Source organism: Actinoplanes sp. ATCC 53533 (assembly GCF_003947245.1).
Map to the genome: position 1 here is coordinate 1 of NZ_QHHV01000106.1, position 15,708 is coordinate 15,708.

General features: G+C 70.9%; 15 protein-coding genes. 6 read left to right on the top strand and 9 right to left on the bottom strand.

Annotated features, from left to right (window positions below; translation table 11 throughout):
- Positions 1-322, bottom strand: a 322-nt coding sequence (locus tag DMB66_RS31410) for a helix-turn-helix domain-containing protein (protein WP_148112781.1), incomplete at its 3' end; no start/stop codon positions are given.
- Between the two features lie 214 nt (positions 323-536).
- On the opposite strand from DMB66_RS31410, the gene DMB66_RS31415 reads away from it, so the two are divergent.
- Positions 537-1,283 (top strand): SDR family oxidoreductase, encoded by a 747-nt coding sequence (locus DMB66_RS31415; RefSeq protein WP_125807740.1) that lies wholly within the window; start codon positions 537-539, stop codon positions 1,281-1,283.
- A 121-nt stretch (positions 1,284-1,404) separates the two neighbouring features.
- On the opposite strand, the gene DMB66_RS31420 is transcribed toward DMB66_RS31415, so the two are convergent.
- Positions 1,405-3,048, bottom strand: coding sequence for a hypothetical protein (locus tag DMB66_RS31420; protein WP_199752726.1), 1,644 nt, complete (start codon positions 3,046-3,048; stop codon positions 1,405-1,407).
- A 200-nt stretch (positions 3,049-3,248) separates the two neighbouring features.
- Entirely contained in the window at positions 3,249-4,064 is an 816-nt protein-coding gene (map, locus tag DMB66_RS31425; RefSeq protein WP_125807741.1) for a type I methionyl aminopeptidase, read from the bottom strand.
- 75 nt (positions 4,065-4,139) lie between these two features.
- Here map and DMB66_RS31430 point away from each other — a divergent pair, with 75 nt between their 5' ends.
- Complete coding sequence (locus tag DMB66_RS31430; protein WP_125807742.1) at positions 4,140-4,406, top strand: helix-turn-helix domain-containing protein; 267 nt, start codon at positions 4,140-4,142, stop codon at positions 4,404-4,406.
- Between the two features lie 53 nt (positions 4,407-4,459).
- On the opposite strand, the gene DMB66_RS31435 is transcribed toward DMB66_RS31430, so the two are convergent.
- Positions 4,460-4,900: a GNAT family N-acetyltransferase gene (locus DMB66_RS31435; protein ID WP_233624979.1), complete on the bottom strand. Its 441-nt coding sequence runs from the start codon at positions 4,898-4,900 to the stop codon at positions 4,460-4,462.
- A gap of 102 nt (positions 4,901-5,002) precedes the next feature.
- On the opposite strand from DMB66_RS31435, the gene DMB66_RS31440 reads away from it, so the two are divergent.
- From DMB66_RS31440 to DMB66_RS31450, 3 genes are all read left to right on the top strand, one after another.
- Positions 5,003-6,967, top strand: a complete 1,965-nt coding sequence (locus DMB66_RS31440; RefSeq protein WP_125807743.1) for a maleylacetate reductase and hydroxyquinol 1,2-dioxygenase domain-containing protein — start codon at positions 5,003-5,005, stop codon at positions 6,965-6,967.
- Entirely contained in the window at positions 6,964-8,715 is a 1,752-nt protein-coding gene (locus DMB66_RS31445; protein ID WP_125807744.1) for an FAD-dependent monooxygenase, read from the top strand. The genes DMB66_RS31440 and DMB66_RS31445 overlap by 4 nt, the downstream gene beginning before the upstream one ends.
- 108 nt (positions 8,716-8,823) lie before the next feature.
- Positions 8,824-9,261 carry a CBS domain-containing protein gene (locus DMB66_RS31450; protein ID WP_125807745.1) on the top strand — a complete coding sequence of 146 codons (438 nt, stop codon included), beginning with the start codon at positions 8,824-8,826 and terminating at the stop codon, positions 9,259-9,261.
- Between the two features lie 65 nt (positions 9,262-9,326).
- Here the strand turns inward: DMB66_RS31450 and DMB66_RS31455 are convergent, their stop codons facing one another.
- Genes DMB66_RS31455 through DMB66_RS31475 form a run of 5 tightly spaced genes read right to left on the bottom strand, consistent with a single transcriptional unit; the run spans position 9,327 to position 14,125 of the window.
- Complete coding sequence (locus DMB66_RS31455) at positions 9,327-9,911, bottom strand: DUF624 domain-containing protein (protein ID WP_125807746.1); 585 nt, start codon at positions 9,909-9,911, stop codon at positions 9,327-9,329.
- Positions 9,908-10,738: a carbohydrate ABC transporter permease gene (locus DMB66_RS31460; RefSeq protein ID WP_125807747.1), complete on the bottom strand. Its 831-nt coding sequence runs from the start codon at positions 10,736-10,738 to the stop codon at positions 9,908-9,910. The genes DMB66_RS31455 and DMB66_RS31460 overlap by 4 nt, the downstream gene beginning before the upstream one ends.
- Positions 10,738-11,715, bottom strand: coding sequence for a carbohydrate ABC transporter permease (locus DMB66_RS31465; RefSeq protein WP_125807748.1), 978 nt, complete (start codon positions 11,713-11,715; stop codon positions 10,738-10,740). Before DMB66_RS31465 ends, DMB66_RS31460 begins: the two co-directional genes overlap by 1 nt.
- Before the next feature lie 14 nt (positions 11,716-11,729).
- Complete coding sequence (locus DMB66_RS31470) at positions 11,730-13,067, bottom strand: ABC transporter substrate-binding protein (RefSeq protein WP_125807749.1); 1,338 nt, start codon at positions 13,065-13,067, stop codon at positions 11,730-11,732.
- A 5-nt stretch (positions 13,068-13,072) separates the two neighbouring features.
- Entirely contained in the window at positions 13,073-14,125 is a 1,053-nt protein-coding gene (locus DMB66_RS31475) for a LacI family DNA-binding transcriptional regulator (protein ID WP_125807750.1), read from the bottom strand.
- A gap of 240 nt (positions 14,126-14,365) precedes the next feature.
- On the opposite strand from DMB66_RS31475, the gene DMB66_RS31480 reads away from it, so the two are divergent.
- Positions 14,366-15,685 carry a Gfo/Idh/MocA family protein gene (locus DMB66_RS31480; RefSeq protein ID WP_255441046.1) on the top strand — a complete coding sequence of 440 codons (1,320 nt, stop codon included), beginning with the start codon at positions 14,366-14,368 and terminating at the stop codon, positions 15,683-15,685.
- Positions 15,686-15,708: the final 23 nt, after the last annotated feature.

Here is a 15,708-nt window from a genome sequence, read left to right on the forward strand (position 1 = left end):
TCGGCTTGGCGAGGTGGGTGAGGTGGGCGTGTTCGGCGCCGTCGAGGCGCAGCGCGCGAGCGATGGCGTTGAGGACCTCGGCGGAGACGTTGCGGCCGTCGCCCTGTTCCAGGCGGGTGTAGTACGCCACCGACACCCCGGCCAGCTGCGCCAGTTCCTCGCGGCGCAGCCCGGGCACCCGGCGGTGCCGCCCGAAATCCGGCAGCCCGACGTCCTGCGGCCGCAGCCGTGCCCGCCGGGAACGCAGGAACTCGCTGAGCTCGGCCCGCGGGCTCAAAGCGGCCGTGCCGAGCCCGGTCACCGGTTCGGAGTGTGCATGCATCACCCGATTATCCCCGGACGTAGGCAGCTCAGCCTGACCCTGCCAGTAGTAGGACCAGCAGACGTACGCAAGTCCGTGGCTGGGTGAATGCCGGGGCGCCCGGCACGCTGGAACTCGCCGGACCGAAGGCGGCCGGGATTGAGGTCCTCTACCGCCCGGCCCGCCCGTCGGTGGTTCAGCCGGCAGATCATTTCCACGCACCTTGGAGTTTCTCATGTCACGACTGGCAGGCAAGCGCGCTCTCATCACCGGTGGCACCAGCGGTATCGGGCTGGAGACCGCCAAGCAGTTCCTGGCCGAGGGTGCGCAGGTGATCGTCACCGGAGTCACCCCGGCGAACATCGACAAGGCCCGCGTCGAACTCGGTGACCAGGCCCTGGTGCTGAATGTCGACGCGGCCGACATGACCGCGCAACGCGACCTCGCCCGCACGGTGCAGGACCGGTTCGGGGACCTGGACATCGCGTTCCTCAACGCCGGGGTGTCTGACTGGCGGCCGATGGAAGCGCACGACGAGGCCAGCTTCGACCGGCTGTTCGACGTCAACGTCAAGAGCGTCTTCTTCCTGATGCAGGCCCTGATCCCGGTGCTGAACAACCCGGCCTCGGTGGTGCTGAACTCCAGCGCCAGCGCCCACACCGCGGCCGCCACCGCCAACGCCTACGCCGCGACCAAGGGCGCGGTGTCCGCGCTGATGCGCTCCTGGAACGCAGACCTGCTCAAGTCGCACGGCGTCCGGGTCAACGCGATCAGCCCCGGCCCGATCGCCACCCCGTTCTACGACAACATCCCCGCCGACCACTACCAGAGCGTCATGGAGAGAATCCGCGCCGGCATCCCGCTCGGACGCCTCGGTGAGGCCGAGGAGATCGCTAAAGCCGTCGTGTACCTGGCCTCCGACGAGTCCCGTTTCACCGTCGGCGCCGACCTGGTGATCGACGGCGGAGTGACCATCTTCTAATCCACGTCTGGCAGATCCTCGAAGTGCCAGGGAGTCGATCGGGATGCCGATGCTGAACGCCGCCCGGCCGTCAGCCCCAGCGGCGTGTCATCCAACACCGCGAACGTTCGTGGTCACGGCATTAGCGGTTGAACTCGCCCCACTCGAACGGATCCGCGCCGGCCTGCTCGATCCAGTCGTAGGTGAACACGGTGCCGCCGCCCCGCCAGCGCTCGGGTGTCGTCGACGTCATCCAGTCGAGGGGCTCGATGCCGCCGGGGACCCCGCCGTCCAGTGCGAGGCGCAGCGCGGCGGAGAGGTCGTCATCCACCGCCGGCGTACGCGAAGCCGGATCGACGGAAACGAAGAGCGCCGTGCCGGATCGGGCGACGAGGTCGAGGAACTGTCGGTTCTTCGCCCAGTCGGTGTGCCGCGTGCTCGGCACGCAGTCGGCGTCCGCGACGAAGAAGCGGCCGTGCTGCGCCAGGCGGAACGCGAGGGTATTGACCCCGATGCGGCGCGTCCGCTCCCAGACCAGCCCGGAGGTGTCATCACCGATGCGCTGCGCGTGGGTGTTCCCGGCGGCGAGGTGCCCGATGACGTCGCAGGCCAGGATGACGGAGTCTCCCGCGGCCTCCCGGATGGTCCGGTACAGATCGACGAGCACCTCGGCGTTGGTGCGCGTGACATCCGCCGGCTCCCAGCCCCGGGCCGGGTGGGGCTCGGTCGCGGGCTGCCACGGACGGCCGGTGACCGAGGCACCCATCGCCGAGCCCCACCGGCCGAAGGCGTCCCACGTGGAGAAGTCATGCTTGATGAACTCGAACCCCCACTCCACGAAGCGGGAAACGTCGGTGGAGACGATCTCGAGCGCCGCCGGGTCCGACGGGTCCATCGCGTACGCGCCATCGCGCGACCTGCCGTGCCCACCGGCGGGAAGCGCCTCCCGCAGCAGCGGACGGAACCAGATCCCCGGCCGCACGCCCTCGGCGCGCACCGCGTCGGCGAGCTCGCTCATCTCCCCGAACTGCGGTCGCCGAGGACGGTCCCAGGGGCCAGGGGTTCCCGGCCGGCCGTCCGCGGTGCCGTTGGGCGACCAGCCGTCGTCGACGACACCGTACGGCCGGACCGGATGGTCGCCGACCAGCTCCGCGATGGTCCGCGCGTCGCGCACCACCGCGGCACGGTCGAAGTCCTTGCCGTAGGCGTAGTAGTAGTTGTTGGCGCCGACGAGCGGCGTCGACGGCAGCAGCGGATCCGGGCAGAGCAGTCCGGTCAGGGCGCCGTGGACCAGGAACGGCCGCTCGGAGCCGCGCACCGCGTGGATCGTCGCGGCGTGGATCCGGCGCGATCCGGGCCGGACCGGGCTGTCGCCGCTGCGCACGTCGAGCCACAGCGAGAAACCGTGCGGGTCGACGGTCCAGAACGCCATGGCGCCGCCGCGGACCTCGACTCCGGCTCCCCAGGTGATCGCCGCCTCGCGGTCGTGAACGAGGAACATCCAGGGCAGCGGGCGCTCGGCCCGGTGCCCCTGCCAGCTCAGATCGCCGTACGTGCGCTCCCAGGCGTCGCCCAGGATCAGGACGTCGCCGGGGAGCCGGCGCTTCCAGCGCAACAGCACGCGCGACACGCCCCGGGTCGCCACCAGATCGACGTTCAGCGCCCGGCCCTGCTGCCCGAACTCGATCTCCACGCCGGTCGCCCCGGGCGGTCGCAGCGGTCCGTACGGCTCGGTCTGGACGAGGACGACATCGGGCCCCTCGACCCCTTCGGCGAGATCACGCATCGGGTGCCACACCCACTCCCTCTCCGGAGGTGCTCCCTACCCGGGTCGTGATCGCGCCACCTCGCCCTGGTGCCAGCGCGGTTTCCGACTCATTCGCAGGAGGACCTGATGGACCAGCACGCCGACGGCTGTGTTGGCGAGGGCGTCGGGATCACCGTGAACCCCTCTCGTCGCTCCCAACATACGGTGCGGGGCTGCCGCTACGCCGGGAAGTGGACGGGAGGCACGGGGATCGTGGTGGCGGCGTGGGTGGGGCGGTGGGTCAGGATCTGCGGGCCGGCGGCCGTGACGGCGATGGTGTGTTCGGAGTGGGCGGTGCGGGAGCCGTCGGCGGAGCGGATGGTCCAGCCGTCCGGGTCGAAGGTGATCTTGTCGGTGGAACGGCAGAACCACGGCTCGATGGCGATGGTGAGGCCGGGATCGAGTCTCATGCCCCGGCGGCCGCGGCCGTTGTTGGGGATGTGGGGAGCCTCGTGCATGGTGCGGCCGATGCCGTGGCCGCCGAACTCGCCGTTGACGCCGTAGCCGTAGGAGTGGGCGACCGCGCCGATCGCGGCGGAGATGTCGCCGAGGCGGCCGCCGGGCTGGGCGGCGGCGATGCCGGCCCGCAGGGCGACCTCGGTGGCTTCGATGAGTTTCAGGTCGGCGGGGTCGGGGGTGCCGACGATGACCGAGAGCGCGGAGTCGGCGGCCCAGCCGTCGATGTCGGCTGCCATGTCGATGCTGAGCAGGTCACCGTCGCGGAGCACGTAGTCATGGGGCAGGCCGTGCAGCACCGCGTCGTTGACCGACAGGCACAGCACGTTGCGGAACGGGCCGCGGCCGAAGGAGGGGGCGTAGTCCCAGTAGCAGGACTCCGCGCCGCGTTCCTTGATCCGGCGGCGGGCGAGGTGTTCGAGGTCCATCAGGTTGACGCCGACGGCGGCGACCCCGCTGAGCTCGGCGAGCAGCTCGCCGACGAACTGGCCGGTCACTGCCATCCGGGCGATCTCCTCGGCGGACTTGAGCTCGATCATGACAGCCTCCCTCGTCGTGTGCGGTATTTTTATACCACGTCGGTCGGGGTGCTCCGGAACGGCTATCCTGCTGGCATGGTTCGCCAACCCCTGACCGCCGAGCAGATCGCAGCGGGCCAGCGTCTCGGTGTCGCCCTCCGGGCCGCGCGGGCCGGCCGCAGCCTCGTCGAGGTGGCCCTGGCGGCCGGCATCTCCCCCGAGACGCTGCGCAAGATCGAGACGGGTCGTCTTCCCGCGCCGGCGTTCGGCACTGTGGTCGGGCTCAGCCAGGCCCTCGACATCGCCCTCAGCGACCTGGCCGATGTCTGGCTGGCCGACATGGCCATCCGCCAGGCGTCCTAGCTGGTCTATCCCACGGGCTGGGGGACGGCTGACCGTCGCGGGTCCCGGAGCCGTCAGCGCACCATGAAGATGTCGATCGGGTCCTCGGACTCCACCGTGAAACCGTGGCGCTCGTACAGTCGCCGGGCGGCGCTGCCCCGCAGGACGTTGAGCCTGACGACCAGGCCGGCGGCGTCGGTGCGGTCCAGCAGGTCTCGCAGGATCGCCGAGCCGAGCCCCCGGCCCTGGACGCCCGGGTCGAGATAGAAGTGCTCCAGCCACTGCCCGTCCTCGGCCGGCCGCAGGGCGACGCAGCCCGCGAAGGCGCCACCGGCCAGGATGACCGACGTGTGCCGCGGGGAGAAGGCGTCCCGCAGCCGTTGCCGGACCCGGTGCTCGTCGAACCGGCCCAGCCGTTCCAGGTCCGGGCGCATCACGACGGCCCGCAGCTCCGCGATCGGCTCGACATCCGCCGGGTCCGCGGGGCGCAGGGCCCAATCCAAGGCTGTCTCCACGGCCGGATTCTGTCAGCGGTCGTTTCATGCAGCTCGATGCGGTGGTTCTGTGCAGGAAAGCCCGGCGCGCCGGGCCGATACTGGGTGCCGGGAGGTCCGCACGTGACGTCATTCGAGTATGTGTCCGGCCCGGGCCGGGTCGTGTTCGGTCCCGGGGTGCTGGACCGGCTGCCCGACGAGGTCCGCCGCCTCGGCCGCAGCCGGGTGCTGGTCATCTCCGGCTCCGGCTCCGGCTCCGGCTCCGGCACGGCGAACGGTACGGCCGATTTCGCCGCCCGGGCCGCGGCGAGTCTGGGACCGCTGTTCGCCGGGCACTTCGCCGGCGCCGCCATGCACACCCCGGTCGGCGTCACCCGGCAGGCGCTGGAGATGGCCCGGAGCCTCGACGTGGACTGCCTGGTCTCGGTCGGCGGCGGTTCGGCCACCGGGCTCGGCAAGGCGCTGTCGGTCCGCACCGGGCTGCCGCAGATCGCCGTGCCGAGCACGTATGCCGGGTCCGAGGTCACCGCGGTGCTCGGTGAGACCGACGAGAGCGGCAAGACCACCCGGTCGGCGCCGGAGATCCGGCCGGAGACCGTGCTCTACGACGTGGAGCTGACCCTCGGCCTGCCGGTGCCGCTCTCGGTCACCAGCGGCGTCAACGCGATGGCCCACGCGGTGGAGGCGCTCTACTCCCCGGACGCCAATCCGGTGACCGACGGCCTGGCGACGCGGGCCATCGGCCTGCTGCGGCGGTCGCTGCCCGGCATCGTCGCCGACCCGGGGGACCTCGCGGCCCGCTCGGACGCGCTCACCGGGGCCTGGCTGGCGGGGATCTGCCTGGGCACCGTGCGGATGGGCCCGCACCACAAGCTCTGCCACGTGCTGGGCGGCTCGTACGGGCTGCCGCACGCCCCGACGCACACGGTCATGCTGCCGCAGGTCATGGCGCACCAGGCGGCAGCGGCCCCGGAAGCGATGCGCGCTGTCGCCGAGGCGCTCGGGGTTCGCGACGCCGCCGCCGGCCTGTACGACCTGATCGCCTCGTGGGGCGGCCCGGTCAGCCTGCGGGAGCTGGGCATGGCGGCCGGTGACCTGGACGGCGCGGCCGAACGGGTGGCCGTCGACGGTGTCCGGGCGCTGCTCGGCGCGGCGTACCAGGGCATCCGCCCGGCGGGACCGGCCGCCGTGCCGGACTTCGGCGCGCTGACCGGCCAGGTGCTGGCCAGTTTCGCCGCGACGCCCGACCCGCGGGTCCGCACCCTGGTCACCGACCTGGTCCGGGTCCTGCACGAGTACACCAACCGCAACGATCTCTCCCAGCGCGAGTGGGAGTACGCCGTCGACTTCCTCACCCGCACCGGACAGCTCTGCTCCGCCACCCGCCAGGAGTTCGTGCTGCTCTCCGACACCCTCGGGGTGTCGAGCATGGTGGACCTGCTGAGCAACTCGCGGACCCCGGAGACCACGCCGTCGGCGGTGCTCGGGCCGTTCTACGTGCCCGGGCCGCCGCCGGAGCCGCTCGGCGCGGACATCGCCGGCGGGCTGCCCGGCACCCCGCTGTGGGCGGACGTGACCATCGCCGACGTCGCCGGTGAGCCGGTGGCCGGCGCGGTGGTCGACGTCTGGCAGTCCAACGACGACGGCTTCTACGACGTGCAGCTTCCCGAGCTGGCCGGGCCGGTGCTGCGGGCGCGCTTCCACAGCGACGCCGGCGGCCGGGTCCGCTTCTGGTCGATCCTGCCGTCGGAGTATCCGATCCCCGACGACGGCCCGGTGGGGCAGATGCTGGCCGCGACCGGCCGCCACCAGTACCGGGCGCCGCACCTGCACTTCATGATCAGCGCACCGGGATACCGGCGGCTGGTCACCCAGTTGTTCGTCGCGGGCGGCGCCTACCTGGACTCCGACACCGTGTTCGGGGTCAAGGACGACCTGATCGTCGACTTCGCGCCCGGCACGGGCACCCCACCGGACGGCCGCGCGGTCGACGGCTGGCACCAGGTGACCTACACCTTCCGGATCGCCGCTGAAGAGACCGCCGCTGAAGAGATCGCCGCTGAAGAGATCGTTGAGGAGAAACCGTGACAGACGTGGTCGAGACCGACGTCCTCATCGTCGGCAGCGGACCGGCGGGCGGCGCGGCGGCCATGCTGCTGAGCACGTACGGCGTACCGACCATCATGGTCACCAAGTACGGCCGGCTGGCCGACACGCCCCGCGCGCACATCACCAACCAGCGCACGATGGAGGTGCTGCGCGACGCGGGCCTGGAGGAGCAGGTGGTCGCCCAGGCCACCCCGCAGCACCTGATGGGCCAGACGCCGTTCGTCTCCGCGCTGGCCGGCGAGGAACTGGGCCGGCTGCACACCTGGTACACCCACCCCACCCGGCAGGCCCACCACGACCTGGCGTCGCCCACGGCGATGTGCGACATGCCGCAGCACCTGATGGAGCCCGTGCTGGCCGGCGCCGCCACCGCCCGCGGCACCCACCTGCGGTACGACACCGAGTATCTGTCGCTGACCCAGGACGACCACGGGGTCACCGCGACCGTGCGCGACCGGCTGCGCGGCGACGAGTACCGGATCCGGGCGAAGTACCTGATCGGCGCGGACGGCGGGCGCAGCCGGGTGGCCGAGGACATCGGGCTGCCGATGGTCGGCCGGATGGGCGTCGCCGGCAGCATCAACATCGTCTTCGAGGCCGACCTGACCCGCTACGTCGCGCACCGGCCCAGCACGCTCTACTGGGTGCTGCAGACCGGCGCCGACGTGGGCGGGATCGGCATGGGCCTGGTGCGCTGCGTCCGGCCGTGGCACGAGTGGCTGATCGTCTGGGGCTACGACATCGACGGCGAGCCGCCGGACCTCACCGACGCCTACGCCCGGCGGATCGCCCACCAGCTCATCGGCGACGACTCCGTCCCGGTCACGATCAAGTCGTCCTCGGCGTGGACGGTCAACCACCTGTACGCCGAGCGCTACCAGCAAGGCCGGGTGTTCTGCGCCGGCGACGCGGTGCACCGGCACCCGCCGTCGAACGGGCTGGGCTCCAACACCTCGATCCAGGACGCGTACAACCTGGCCTGGAAGCTGAAGCTGGTGCTCTCCGGCGCGGCCGGCCCGGAATTGCTGGATTCCTACAGCGCGGAGCGGGCGCCGGTCGGCCGGCAGATCGTGGAGCGCGCCAACCGGAGCATCGGCGAGACCGGCCGTATCTTCCAGGCGCTGGGCCTGCTCTCCACCGAGGATCCGGAGCAGATGCGGGCGAACATGGACGCCCGCAAGCTGCCCGGCGGCGCCTCGGAGAAGCAGCGCGAGTTGCTGCGCGAGGCGGTCGCCTTCAAGGACTACGAGTTCAACACCCACGGCGTCGAGCTGGACCAGCGCTACCGCTCGGGCGCGGTGGTGCCGGACGGCACGGCGGCTCCGGTGAACCCCCGCGACGAGGAGCTGTTCCACCACCCGACCACCTGGCCCGGCGCCAAGGTGCCGCACGCCTGGCTGGGCCGCGGCACCGACCGGATCTCCACCCTCGATCTCGGCGGCGGCGGCCGGTTCGCGTTGCTCACCGGAATCGGCGGCGAGGCGTGGGTGGCGGCGGCCGCCGCGGTCGCCACCGAGCTGGGCGTCGAGCTGATCGCGGCGACGATCGGCCCGGGGGCCGGCTACGAGGACCTGTACGGCGACTGGGCCCGGCTGCGGGAGGTCGGCGACACCGGTTGCGTGCTGCTGCGGCCGGACAACTACGTGGGGTTCCGCAGCCCCGGCCTGCCCGGTGATCCGCGGGAGGCGCTCGGCGCGGCGCTGCGCCGGATCCTGGCCCGCGGCTGAGGGGCAGCGGCCGCCGGACCGCAGGTTGCGACAAATCGAAACCGAGAGTCACCCGGAAGTGCCGCCGTCGACCCCTAGGGTGGGAAGGATCAGGCCTGAGGAGGGAACATGCGGATCAGTGACGTTCTTCGTGTCAAGGGCGCGGGAGTCGTGACGGTGTCTCCGGACACGCGCGTCGAGGCCCTGGTGGCGGTGCTGGCCGAGCACCGGATCGGCGCCATCGTCGTGTCCGCCGACGGGACCCGGGTGGACGGGATCGTCAGTGAGCGCGACATCGTGCGGGCGCTGGCCCAGCGCGGCGCGGCGGTGCTGGCCGAGCCCGTCACCGCCATCCACACCACCGAAGTGCACACGGTCGAACCGGAGGCATCCCTCGAGGACGTGGAGCGGTTGATGACCGAGCGGCGCTTCCGGCACGTGCCGGTGGTCGTCGACGGCGCACTGCACGGCATCGTCAGCATCGGCGACGTGGTGAAGGAACGGATCGGCGAGTTGGAGACCGAGCGCACCTCCCTGGCCGGCTACATCACCGGCGAACGCTTCTAGCCGCGGGCACCGGCCCTGGTGATCGGTAACCCGCGCCGCCCCCCAGGACGGCGCGGGAGACACCACTACATAGCGTTCACCGATGCGGCGGGGGAGAGCCGGCGCGCCACCACGTGCACCGCGAAGAGCGCGTACCCGGTCAGCACCGGGACCAGCGCGGGGTGCACGAGGACGGCGAGCAGCGCGGTCAGCAGGACCACGCCGGCCGTCGCGGCCGCCGCCCGGCTGTGGCCGGGCAGCGTGGCCACGGCCGCCCGCCAGCTGTGCGCCGGGTCCGCGCCGACGGCCACGACCACCAGGGCGCCGTAGCCGCCACCCAGCGCCGCGAGCACCAGCGTGAGCGCCAGCAGCGGGGTCCCGCCGGGCACGGCCCCGGCGCGGACGGCCAGCACGTCGACGACCACCAGCAGGGCCGCCGACGCGGCGGCCAGGCCGGCGAGCAGCCCGGGTGCGAACGAGCGCCGGAAGACCGACCAGCACGCGCGGGCGGTCGGCCACCGGTCGTGCTCGAGGTGGTGGTGCACCGCCGCGCTGCCGGCGGCGACGGCGGCACCCGCCGTGACCAGCGGCAGCGCCGCCAGGACGACCACGAAGCCGAGCAGGGCCAGATCGGTGGCCACCCGTACGGTCTCGCGCCAGTCGCGCCTCATCCCTTGAGCCCGCTGGTGTTGATGCCCTCGACGAGCATGCGCTGGAACGCCACGAAGAACAGGAAGACCGGGACCAGCGACAGCAGCGACATGGCGAACATCGGTCCCACCGAGCTCTCGCTGGTCGAGTCGATGAACAGCGTCAGCGCCACCGGCGCGGTGTAGTCGTCCAGCTCCGACAGGAACACCAGTTGCCGGAAGAAGTCGTTCCAGGTCCAGATGAACGAGAAGATCGCCGTGGTCACCAGGGCCGGCCTGCTCAGCGGCAGGATGACGTGCTGGAAGATCGAGTACGGCGACGCGCCGTCGATCTTCGCGGCCTCGTCCAGCTCGCGCGGGATGCCCCGCATGAACTGCACCATGAGGAACACGAAGAACGCCTCGGTGGCCAGGAACTGCGGCACCAGCAGCGGCAGGTAGGGCCAGTCACCGCCGACCCAGCCGAGGTTCCGGAACAGGATGTACTGCGGGATGATCAGCACGTGGCCCGGCAGCAGCAGGGTGGCGATCATGATCGAGAACCAGAACTTGCGCAGCCGGAACCGCAACCGCCCGAAGGCGTAGGCGGCCAGCAGGCAGGACACCGTGTTGCCGATCACGGTCAGCCCGGCGACCATGGCGCTGTTCAGGAAGAACCGGCCGAAGTTCACGTCGAACTTCTCCCAGCCGGACGTGAAGTTGCCCGGGGTGAAGGTCTCGGGGAACAGCCCGATGTTGCTGGCGATCTCCTCGGGCGACTTGAGAGACGTCCCCACCATCCAGATCAGCGGATAGAGCACCACCGCGAGGATCAGGATCAGGACGAGCAGGCGCAGCCGGCCGCGCATCAGTGCTCCTCGGCGTCGGAGTAGTGGACCCAGAATCGGCCGGTGCGGAACAGCACCATCGTGATCAGGCCGATGGCGAGCAGGAACACCCAGGCCATCGCCGAGGCGTAGCCCATGTCCAGCTCGACGAAGCCCTTGATGTACAGGTTCAGGGTGTACATGAGGGTCGAGTCGACCGGCCCGCCGGTGCCGTTGCTCAGCACGAAGGCGGAGGTGAAGCCCTGGAAGCCGTTGATCGTCTCCAGCACCAGGTTGAAGAAGATCACCGGGGACAGCATCGGCAGGGTGACGTTGCGGAACTGCCGCCACCGCCCGGCGCCGTCGACCGACGCGGCCTCGTACAGCTCCGTCGGCACCTGCTTGAGACCGGCCAGGAAGATCACCATCGGGGCGCCGAACTGCCAGATGGCCAGCAGCATCAGGGTCTCCAGCGCCCAGCGTGGGTCGTTGACCCACGGCGCGCCCTCGATGCCGAACAGCGCCAGGAACGAGTTGAAGGCGCCGTCGCGGTTGAACATGCTCACCCAGACGATGGCCAGCGCCACGCTGCCGCCGAGCAGCGACGGCAGGTAGAACAGGCCGCGGAACACGCCGATGCCGCGCATGGCCCGGTTGAGCAGCAGGGCCACGCCGAGCGCGGCGGCCAGCTTGAGCGGCACGGCGACCAGCGCGAAGGTCAGGGTGACCTGGACCGCGTGCCAGTAGGTCGGGTCGGCGGTGAACATCTGCCGGTAGTTGTCCCAGCCCACCCAGTTCGCCTCCGACAGTGGGGTGAGCACGTCGTAGTCGGTGAAGCTGAGGTAGAGCGAGAGCAGCATCGGGATGGCCGTGATCGCGAGCAGCCCGACCAGCCAGGGGGACAGGAACGCGTACCCGGACAGGTTTTCGGAATGCCGTCGCCGCCGGTTGCCCGGACCCCGCTGTGCGGCGGGGCCCGGGTCGGCGGGTTCGATCCGGCTCTGGGCCGTTCGCACCATGGTCACGTCTTTCGTCAGCCCTGACCGATCGCGGCCTTGGCGGCCGTGACGAACGCGGTGCCGCCCTGGGCCGGGGTCTGGCGCCCGTACTGGACCTCCTCGGCGACCCGGATCAGCTCGCTGCGCAGCTTGCTGTGCCCCTTGAGCGGTACGGCCGGCGCCGAGCTGAAGTTCTTGCCCAGCTCGTCCTGCACCGCGATGGTCTGCTTCATGCTCGGGTCGGTGACGGTCTCGGCCACCGCCTTGCGCACGTCGAGGTTGGACGGCAGGCCCCGGTCGGTGCCGAGGATCTTGCCGGCCTCCGGGTCGTTGACCAGGAAGTTCAGCACGTCGACGGCCTTGTCCTTGTTCGGGCTGCCGCGGAACACCGAGAAGTACATCGAGGCACGCGCCCACTGGGCCTTCGGGTCACCGGGGTACGCGATGACGCCGAGCTCGTCCTTGGTGTTCTTCTTCAGCTCGGGCATCTGGTTGGCCCAGACCCAGGAGGTGGCCGCCTTGCCGGTGACCACCAGCTGCTTGCTGATGTCGGTGGCGTTGCCCTCGTGGATGACGTCCGGGGTGGGGGTGGCACCGCGGTCGCGGGCGCCCTTCCAGAGGTCGAACCACGCGGTGACGTCCTGCTCGGTGAAGCCGATCTCCTTGCCCTTGTAGAGGTCCTTGCCCTGCTGCCGGAGCCAGACCCAGAACGCCTGGTAGGAGGCGCTGGGGTCCATGGTGCCCGGCACCTTGGCGACCTTGGAGACGTTCTCCGCCCAGGTGATGTAGTCCGCCCAGCTCATCCCCGTGGTGGGCGCGGGCAGCTTGAACTTGTCGAGCAGGGTCTTGTTGTAGACCAGGCCCTGGGTGTTCTCGCCGAAGGCCACGCCGGCGAGCTTGCCGTCCACGACGCCGTATTCCTTCAGGCCGGGCGAGAACTTCGACAGGTCGAGCTTGCCGTCGTTGGAGTACGACGTCAGGTCGAGGGTGACGTTGCGGCCCGCGTACTCGGCGATGAAGTTGTCGTCGATCTGGAAGACGTCGGGCGCGTTGCCGCCGGCGGTCAGGGTGGCCAGCTTGTCGAAGTAGCCCTGGTTGGCCTGCCAGGTCTTCTTGAACGTCACGTTCGGGTGTTTCTGGGTGTAGAGGTCGAGGGCCTGCTCGGTCAGCTTGGCCCGTCCCTCCGCGCCCCACCAGAAGAAGGACAGCTCGGTGGGCTTGTTCGGGTCGCTGGACTCGTCGTCGCCACCGCAGGCTGCGGCGCCGAGGGCCAGGGGTATGACCAGGGCCGCGGCGAGAAGTCGCCGTCGGGTCGCGGTACCGTAACGGCGCGTGGTTCGCACATCCGTCGGCGGGGCTTTGTCCGGGTACATGGTGCTCACTCCTTGGCGTAGGAGGCGACAGCTTCGGGGGCGGCGGCAGCCGCGTTGCCCGGGTCCGCATGGCTGTGCGGATCCGGGCCCGGTCCCGTCGAGTCGCGAATGACCAACTCGGTCTGAAGGCTCACATGGGCAGTGGTGCGACGGTCGTCGCCATGCGCTAGGAGCATGTCGACGGCCGCTCTTCCCGCGGCGGCGGCAGGTGTGGCCACCGTGGTCAGCTTGGGATGGATCAGGCGGCTCAGCGCGATGTCGTCGATGCCGACGACGCTGATGTCCGCCGGGACCCGCGCGCCCTGGGCGTGCAGGCCCCCGATGAGGCCGATGGCCATGAGGTCGTTGTAGGCGAAGACGGCGCTGACCCCGCTGCGCAGGACCTGCTCGGCGACGGCCGCGCCGCCGCGCTCGGTGGGCGGGTTGGGGCCGAAGACCGTCAGTTCCGCGCCGCCCGCGCGGGCGGCCAGTGCCGCCGAGCGCCGGATCTCCTTGCTGGTCCAGGAGCCGCGCGGCCCGGCGATCAGGCCGATCCGGCGGTGGCCGAGGCCAGCCAGGTGGTCGATGGCGAGCCCGGCGCCCTGCGCCACGTCCATCACGACCGTGGGCAGCCCGGTGATCTGGCGGTTGACGACCACCAGCGGCACCTCGCGGCTGAGCAGCTCGATCAGGCTGTTGCTCATCCGCGGGCTGCACAGCAGGATGCCGTCGACCTGCTTGGCCAGGGCCCGGACCAGGTCCTCCTCGACCGCGGCGTCCTCGTTCGAGTCCGCGACGAAGATGTGGTAGTCGCGCTGCCGGGCCTGGCTCTCGGCGGCCTTGATCAGCGGCGGGAAGAAGGGGTTGGCGATGTCGGCCACGATCAGCCCGACGTTGTAGGTGCGGCCGGTGATCAGCGCCCGGGCCGCCCGGTTGGGCCGGTAGCCGAGCTGCTCGGCACAGGCCAGCACCCGGGTACGGGTGTCCGGGTTGACCAGGTGCGGCGCCGAGAACGTGCGGGAGACCGTGGAGATGTGGACTCCGGACTCCCGTGCGACGTCGCGAATCGTGGCTGGCACGCCGGCCCTTCCTTCGATCGATGGTGGCCTGTGTTCGGGGTCACTCTGGGGGCCAATTAATGCAAACGGTTGTAGCTGTGTCAACGGCCTTTTGTTGCAGGTTCATGTCGGCTGTCCGCATCGCATGCGCACATCAGGCCCGCAAAATCCCATAAAAATGGACGAAGTAGTACCGAATTCTTGACGGCAGACCATCGACGTGTTTAGTTCTGCTGCAAACGTTTGCAGAGAGGAACCGCGGTGAACGAACGACGGCGCTACGCGTTGGTCGGTACCGGGGCCCGGGCCGAGATGTTCCTGCGGGCCCTGGCCGTCGACCACGCCGGTACGGCGGAACTGGTCGGGCTCGCCGACGTCAACCCGAGCCGGATGGCGGCGCACAACCGCTGGCTCACCGGCCTCGGGGTGCCGCCGGTGCCCACCTACCCGGCGGCCGAATTCACGACCATGCTGGCCGCGGAGCGGGTCGACGAGGTGCTGGTCACCAGCGTCGACCGGACACATGCCGACTACGTGGTGGCCGCCCTGGAGGCCGGCTGCGACGTCATCACCGAGAAGCCGATGACCGTCGACGCCGCGGGCTGCCGGCGCATCCTCGACGCGGTCGAGCGCACCGGCAAGCGGGTGCAGGTCGCGTTCAACTACCGGTTCAACCCGCTGCACGAGGCGGTCCGGGAGGTGCTGGCGAGCGGCGAGATCGGCGAGATCGGCTCGGTGCACTTCGAGTGGCTGCTCGACGTCCGGCACGGCGCCGACTACTTCCGGCGCTGGCACCGCGACAAGGCCAACTCCGGCGGCCTGCTCGTGCACAAGTCCGGACACCACTTCGACCTGGTCAACTGGTGGCTCGGCGCCGAGCCGGCGCAGGTGTACGCGTCCGGCCGGCTCTTCTTCTACGGCGAGAACGGCCGGCGCCACGGCTACGCCCGCGACTACCCGCGCGCACACGGCGAGCCGGCGGCCGAGGGTGACCCGTTCGCCCTGCGCCTGGGCGACAACCCGCGGCTGCGCGAGCTCTACCTCGACGCCGAGGCCGACGACGGCTACCAGCGGGACCAGAACGTCTTCGCCCCGGGTGTGACGATCGAGGACGACATGGCGGTGCTGGTGCGGTACGACACCGGCGCCACGATGACATACCACCTGACCGCCTACGCGCCCTGGGAGGGCTACCGGCTGATGGTCAACGGCAGCCGGGGCCGGCTCGAACTGGAGGTGGTCGAGAGCGACCACGTCAGTCCCTCGGGCGCGAGCGAGGTCAAGGGCGCCGCGATCCACGGGGTGGCCGAGGCCGAGGAGCAGGGCCGCTCCACGCTGACGGTCCGGCCGTTCTGGGCCCCGCCGCGCGCGGTGCCGCTGCCCGCGGCGTACTCGCGCAGCGGCCACGGCGGCGCGGACACCCGGATGACCGACGTGCTCTTCGGCGCCGCGAAGGACCCCCTCGACCGCTCCGCCACCGCCCGCGACGGCGCGCTCGCCCTGCTCACCGGCCTCGCCGCCAACCGGTCCATCGAGACCGGGTCACCGGTGCGCGTCGCCGACCTGCTCGACCTCCACTGAGCCGAACCTGCCCCGATAGAGGT

Coding starts and splice junctions, on each gene's coding strand:
- DMB66_RS31415 (WP_125807740.1), top strand. CDS start 537: ATGTCACGACTGGCAGGCAAGCGCGCTCTCATCACCGGTGGCACCAGC.
- DMB66_RS31420 (WP_199752726.1), bottom strand. CDS start 3,048: ATGCGTGATCTCGCCGAAGGGGTCGAGGGGCCCGATGTCGTCCTCGTC.
- map (WP_125807741.1), bottom strand. CDS start 4,064: ATGATCGAGCTCAAGTCCGCCGAGGAGATCGCCCGGATGGCAGTGACC.
- DMB66_RS31430 (WP_125807742.1), top strand. CDS start 4,140: ATGGTTCGCCAACCCCTGACCGCCGAGCAGATCGCAGCGGGCCAGCGT.
- DMB66_RS31450 (WP_125807745.1), top strand. CDS start 8,824: ATGCGGATCAGTGACGTTCTTCGTGTCAAGGGCGCGGGAGTCGTGACG.
- DMB66_RS31455 (WP_125807746.1), bottom strand. CDS start 9,911: ATGAGGCGCGACTGGCGCGAGACCGTACGGGTGGCCACCGATCTGGCC.
- DMB66_RS31460 (WP_125807747.1), bottom strand. CDS start 10,738: ATGCGCGGCCGGCTGCGCCTGCTCGTCCTGATCCTGATCCTCGCGGTG.
- DMB66_RS31465 (WP_125807748.1), bottom strand. CDS start 11,715: ATGGTGCGAACGGCCCAGAGCCGGATCGAACCCGCCGACCCGGGCCCC.
- DMB66_RS31470 (WP_125807749.1), bottom strand. CDS start 13,067: ATGTACCCGGACAAAGCCCCGCCGACGGATGTGCGAACCACGCGCCGT.